Here is a 5,905-nt window from a genome sequence, read left to right as displayed (position 1 = left end):
ATGCTCCCTGACTTGGATTCGAACCAAGAACCTGTCGATTAACAGTCGACTGCTCTGCCGTTGAGCTATCAGGGATTAACGGTGCAAGCGCAAACTCTAGCGCACACACGGGTTTGGGCAAAAACTAGAGGCTGCCGAGCGCCAAATCATGCAAAGAACGGCGGGCACTTTCTAGTGCAACTAATTGGGCAAAAGCGGCGGTGTATTCGATCTCATTTTCTACTGGATTTAAGCGCTGAAGTGATGACTTTAGTTCGGCAATAGATCGTGAGATTGCCACTTCTCGCAAACGCGCCACGATGCTTGCAACGTACACAGCGGTTGGCTTTCCATCGGCGCGGATCGGTTCGACCGTTAACTCTGTAAACAAAGCCTTTACGTTTTCATCAACGATATTTTCTGGAGCGATCCTTTCGACAGAATCAATCGCCGAGCGTAACGCCACATATGCAGGGTGAGTAAAAGCTCCTGCTTCTATTGAACTCCATAGTTCACCCACAAACAATGATGGCTCTTGCAACTTTGCCTTTAATACTTCTCGTTCTAATATCAATCGAGCTTCATTGGGATCTGGTCTAAAATTTGGTTGCGCAGTTGTTTCTTCTACTGCGCTTTGATTGACCGGTGCAGCCTTAACACCACGCGAAACTGCGCGAGTAACTATTTCAACTTCAACACCCAACCATCCTGCAAGCAAACGTGTGTATTCGGGGCGCAATGATTTGTCGCGAATTTGAGCAACTAATGGTGCTGCCGCATTTAATGCGTTAACCCGACCTTCTGCTGAATCTAATTTGTGATGCGCTAATTCTGCGCGGATGGCAAACTCGAAGAGTGGAACACGACGCGCAATCAAATCGCGCAATGCAAGATCTCCCTTTTCTTGACGAAGCTCACAGGGATCCAGCCCATCTGGTTCTACTGCAACAAATGTTTGAGTCACAAACTTTTGGTCTTCGCTAAATGCGCGAAGGGCAGCTTTTTGTCCTGCTGCATCACCATCGAAGGTAAAGATCACTTCGCCACGAAAAGCATCATCATCCATTAACAATCTGCGCAAAATACGAATATGGTCTGCGCCAAATGCGGTGCCACATGTAGCAACCGCTGTTGTGATCCCTGCAAGGTGCGCTGCCATCACGTCGGTATAGCCTTCTACAATTACTGCTTGACGTTTTTTAGCGATTTCCTTCTTAGCAACATCCAGGCCGTATAACACCTGGCTTTTCTTATAAATCGGAGTTTCAGATGTATTTAAGTACTTTGGACCTTGATCGTCAGCGTCACTGGCTAATTTCCTAGCTCCAAATCCAACGATGTCTCCAGAAATATCTTTGATCGGCCACATCAATCGATTTCGGAACTTATCGATAGGTCCACGTTGACCCATCTTTGAAAGTCCGGCAAGTTCTAGTTCATCGATTGTGTATCCCAATGCTCGCAAATGTTTTGTCAGGCCATCCCACTCATCTGGTGAATAACCAACACCAAACTGTTCACAAGCAGCTTTATCAAAGCCTCGCTTTGTCAGTAATTCGCGGCCGTGCGCAGCACCCGGAGATGAATTGAGCTGTTCTTGATAAAACTTTGCTGCCTCTGCATGTGCTGCGATTAATCGGTTGCGAGTTCCTGAAGTAACCACCGGTCCGGTGCTAGATCCTTCGTCATAACGAAGTGTGTAGCCGATGCGATCGGCAAGACGTTCGATTGTTTCTGTAAAGGTTAGGTGATCAATCTTCATCAAAAAAGCAATTGCATCGCCACCAGTTTGGCAACCAAAACAATGGAAATATCCTTTGCTTGGTGTCACATGAAAGGAAGGGGACTTTTCATCATGAAATGGGCACAAACCCTTTTTCTGGCCACCGCCGGCATTTTTTAACTGCACATAATCTGCAACGACTTCATCGATAGGTGCACGATCGCGGATGTATGCAACATCCTCATCTCTAATGCGACCACTCATGTTCGTACCCTACCGATTAGCAAGTAGGCGTGCATGCAAGGCATAGGCACCCGGGTCAGTAAGGGCAGCAACTTGGTCAATAATCACGCGCATTTTGGCGATTTCATCTGCCGCTTCGTTCCAGGGCTTTTGGAAGTACGAATCTAGTTCGCCCGGATATTTCAAAAGCATCTCTACTAGCTCAGCAATGATTACCTGCTGTTTTGCATATCGGTCCTGTGAATGTGCAGCGTTGATTAAGTAATGCCCAGCAATCGCCTTTAAGAAATCTACTTCGAGTTTTTGTTCGCGAGGAATTTCTAAATCTGCGCCATAGCGAGAAAGTGGGCCATCCCCATGGACTTTACGAGTTTGTACCTCGGCCGCCATTACGAATCGACCAATTAGTTGGCTGGTTGAATCCTTCATGCGCGCAAGACTGCGATGGCTTCCATCATAATAATGTGGCCATGCAGAAAGCGCTGATAGTCGTGAATGTGCAGCCAGTGCTTCTTGTTCTGTGGCATCACTCTTGTAATCAACTGTCATAACTTTATAGAGATCTGCAAAGTCTTGTTCAAAATTCTTTACTGATACTTGACCCGCAAAGATTGCATCTTCTAAATCGTGTACAGAATAAGCACAGTCATCAGACCAATCCATAATCTGCGCTTCAATACATTTTTTACCAACAGGTGCATTTGTGCGCATCCAAGTAAAGATTTCAACATCATCATCGTAAACACCAAATTTACGAGGGTTTTCAGATCGTGGCCAAGGGTATTTTGTAGCACCATCTAAAGATGCACGCGTTAAATTCAGTCCAATACTTTTGCCATTTACATCAACAGTCTTGGCCTCTAAGCGAACTAATAATCTGAAACTTTGCGCATTACCTTCGAAGCCACCAAAACCTTGTGCGATCTCTGCCAATGCTTCTTCGCCATTGTGCCCAAAAGGTGGATGACCTAAATCGTGGGCAAGACATGCAGTGTCTTGTAAATCTGGATCTGCCCCCAGTGATTCGCCCAGTTCGCGGCCAATCTGTGCGCACTCTAATGAATGTGAAAGTCTGGTGCGTTGAAAATCATTTTCCCAAGGGACTGCAACTTGTGTCTTTGCCGCTAATCGTCGTAATGCGGCTGAATGAATTACTCGCGCGCGATCGCGCATAAACTCTGTCCGGCCAGCGCGCTTTGCTGGTTCGTCTAAGAACCGTTCTTGGTCAAATGCGCTGTAACTCATGGAAATACCTTAGTGACAATGTCTGCTTCAGGTAAGTGATCACTTATCTGAATGCCACGTTTACCTACAGTTATGTAGACCAAATAGGCACCAGCTTCGCGAAGCAGGTATTTGTAGCCACTTTTTGCGATTGTATTAGGTCCGGTTTGCACCGGTGAACATGTGCTAACAATCCCTTGATCATTTGCCATCGCCATAGCGCGCTTGCAGTGATACGGATCAGTCACAATGATGACGTCACTGACATAGCGTTTTTTCATAACCGCTGCATAGGCTTTTGTGCTTACCAAAGTATCTCGGCCTTCTTCAATTGCAGTAATTTTCTTTGCTGGGATCCCATTTGTACGAAGCCAGTATTTACCTGATGCAGCTTCGGTTGTTCTATCCCCTGGTGCGCCAGCACCAACAGTGATTATTGATGGTGCAAATCCAAGATCATAGATTCGTTTAGCTTCTACCAGACGTGCTTCCAGAGCATCACCTGGCTTACCGTTTAATTGCGCGGTTCCTAAAACTACAATGACATCTGCTTGTCTAACAACTGGATTCTTAGCAGCGCGCCAGACCTGTGACACGCCATAGGCAGGGCCAATTAAAGCAATAATTATTATCAAAGAAATTGTCCGGCGAATCCATCTGAATATAAACATTTATCCGCCTGAAAACGCATCCTCTAGTTCGACATGAACTAGTTCATCAGGGTCGTTTAGCCAACCATCTGGCAAAGTCGGAGGGCGTCCATGGCTAGTGCGACCGCGCGGTTTTTCGCCAACCTCTGTTGGATAGGGCTGATCTTCCAATTGATCCAAAAGATTTCGCATCTCTTGCAATGAAGAAACCATGCCAAGGTCATGTCTAATTTCACGTGGAACTCGGAAGCCCTTCAGATACCAGGCCATGTGCTTTCGCATATCGCGCATTCCGCGATCTTCTGATTCTAAGTATTCGACAATCAGATTTGCATGGCGGAACATAACTTCGCGTACTTCGTGCAAAGTTGGTGTGATTTGCTTGCCTTCACCCTTAAGCGCAGAAACTAAATCAGTAAACAACCATGGTCGCCCTAAACAACCACGACCTACAACAACGCCGGCGCATCCGCTTTCTTCAATCATGTTGATTGCATCGTGGCCAGACCAAATATCTCCATTGCCTAAAACCGGCACTCCGGTTGGCTTTAAATGCTCTACTAGACGTGCAATCGCAGACCAATCAGCTTTTCCTTCATACATCTGTGCTGCAGTTCGAGCATGTAATGCAACCCAGGCAACACCTAGATCTGCTGCAGATTTGGCTGCCTCTAAATAAGTTTCATGATCGCTATCAATGCCGATGCGCATTTTTACCGTCACTGGAAGACCAAATGGCTTTGCGGCTTCAACTGCTGCTCCAACAATGTTACTGAACAACTTACGTTTAAAAGGAAGTGCCGCTCCCCCACCTTTACGTGTCACCTTCGGAACAGGGCAGCCAAAGTTCATATCAATGTGATCGGCAAGATTTTCTTTTCCAATCATTGTCACTGCTGCACGCATCGTTGTTGGATCAACGCTGTACAGCTGGACTGAACGTGGCCATTCATCTTTGCCAGGAACAATCATTCGTAAAGTTTCTGGGCGGCGTTCTATCAATGCACGAGCTGTAACCATTTCAGAAACAAATAATCCTGCACCTTGTTCACGACATAATGTGCGAAATGGTGCGTTGGTGATTCCAGCCATGGGCGCTAGAACAACCGGTGGATCTATGTAGTGATCACCGCTTGCTAATGGAAGTAAAAGAGGCTTTAGCAACCTAGTAAACGAGGTGCTAACCATGCCTCGACCTGATCTAGGCCGATGCGCTCTTGCGCCATTGTGTCGCGATCGCGAATTGTCACCGCATTGTCTTCAAGTGTTTCAAAGTCAATGGTGATGCAATATGGAGTACCGATTTCATCTTGACGACGGTAACGGCGACCAATTGCGCCTGCATCATCAAAATCAATATTCCAGTTTTTGCGAAGCTGTGTAGCAAGATCGCGCGCCTTTGGAGACAAATCAGCGTTACGTGACAAAGGCAGAACAGCAGCCTTAATTGGTGCCAGGCGATGATCAAGCTTTAATACTGCACGCTTTTCCATTTCACCTTTGCTATTTGGCGCTTCATCTTCTGTAAATGCATCCATCAAGAATGTGAGTGTGCAGCGATCAACACCTGCTGCAGGTTCAATAACAAATGGCGTCCAGCGTTCGCCCTTTTCCTGATCAAAGTATGAAAGATCTTTACCCGATGCAGCGGAGTGCGCCTTTAAATCGAAATCTGTACGGTTTGCAATGCCTTCTAGCTCGCCCCACTCAGTTCCGGCGAATTCGAACTTGTATTCAATATCTGCTGTGCGCTTTGAATAGTGTGACAACTTCTCTTTCGGATGATCATAAACACGAAGGCGATCTGGGTTAATACCAAGATCCACATACCAAGCCATGCGTGTATCGATCCAGTATTGATGCCATTCTTCATCGCTACCCGGAACAACAAAGAACTCCATCTCCATCTGCTCAAATTCGCGAGTACGGAAAATAAAGTTTCCAGGTGTAATTTCATTGCGGAAAGACTTACCAATTTGGCCAATACCAAATGGTGGCTTCTTGCGTGATGTTGTCATTACCTGATCAAAGTTAATGAAGATTCCTTGCGCAGTTTCTGGGCGCAAATATGCAAGCCCAGATTCAT

General features: G+C 46.3%; 5 protein-coding genes and 1 tRNA gene. All 6 read right to left on the bottom strand.

Annotation, left to right across the window (positions count from 1 at the left end):
- Positions 1-3: 3 nt before the first annotated feature.
- A tRNA-Asn gene (locus tag AC9UGD_RS06085) sits at positions 4-75 on the bottom strand.
- Between the two features lie 49 nt (positions 76-124).
- Positions 125-1,966, bottom strand: coding sequence for a DNA primase (dnaG, locus tag AC9UGD_RS06080; protein ID WP_509570947.1), 1,842 nt, complete (start codon positions 1,964-1,966; stop codon positions 125-127).
- Positions 1,967-1,975: 9 nt separating this feature from the next.
- Positions 1,976-3,190, bottom strand: a complete 1,215-nt coding sequence (locus AC9UGD_RS06075; protein ID WP_509570945.1) for a deoxyguanosinetriphosphate triphosphohydrolase — start codon at positions 3,188-3,190, stop codon at positions 1,976-1,978.
- Positions 3,187-3,840 (bottom strand): YdcF family protein, encoded by a 654-nt coding sequence (locus AC9UGD_RS06070; RefSeq protein WP_509570943.1) that lies wholly within the window; start codon positions 3,838-3,840, stop codon positions 3,187-3,189. Before AC9UGD_RS06070 ends, AC9UGD_RS06075 begins: the two co-directional genes overlap by 4 nt.
- Complete coding sequence (gene dusB, locus AC9UGD_RS06065) at positions 3,841-5,007, bottom strand: tRNA dihydrouridine synthase DusB (protein ID WP_509570940.1); 1,167 nt, start codon at positions 5,005-5,007, stop codon at positions 3,841-3,843.
- On the bottom strand, positions 4,977-5,905 hold a 929-nt coding region (locus AC9UGD_RS06060), incomplete at its 5' end, for a glycine--tRNA ligase (protein WP_509570937.1). The genes AC9UGD_RS06060 and dusB, both read right to left, overlap by 31 nt.

Source organism: Candidatus Planktophila sp., from assembly GCF_044232745.1.
Classification (GTDB): Bacteria; Actinomycetota; Actinomycetes; order Nanopelagicales; family Nanopelagicaceae; genus Planktophila.
The sequence above is the reverse complement of the archived record's forward strand: the minus strand, read 5'-3'. Positions and strand labels throughout refer to the sequence as shown.

Bases quoted from the DNA above. Each gene is read 5' to 3' on its own strand.
- dnaG (WP_509570947.1), bottom strand. From the start codon at position 1,966: ATGAGTGGTCGCATTAGAGATGAGGATGTTGCATACATCCGCGATCGT.
- AC9UGD_RS06075 (WP_509570945.1), bottom strand. From the start codon at position 3,190: ATGAGTTACAGCGCATTTGACCAAGAACGGTTCTTAGACGAACCAGCA.
- AC9UGD_RS06070 (WP_509570943.1), bottom strand. From the start codon at position 3,840: ATGTTTATATTCAGATGGATTCGCCGGACAATTTCTTTGATAATAATT.
- dusB (WP_509570940.1), bottom strand. From the start codon at position 5,007: ATGGTTAGCACCTCGTTTACTAGGTTGCTAAAGCCTCTTTTACTTCCA.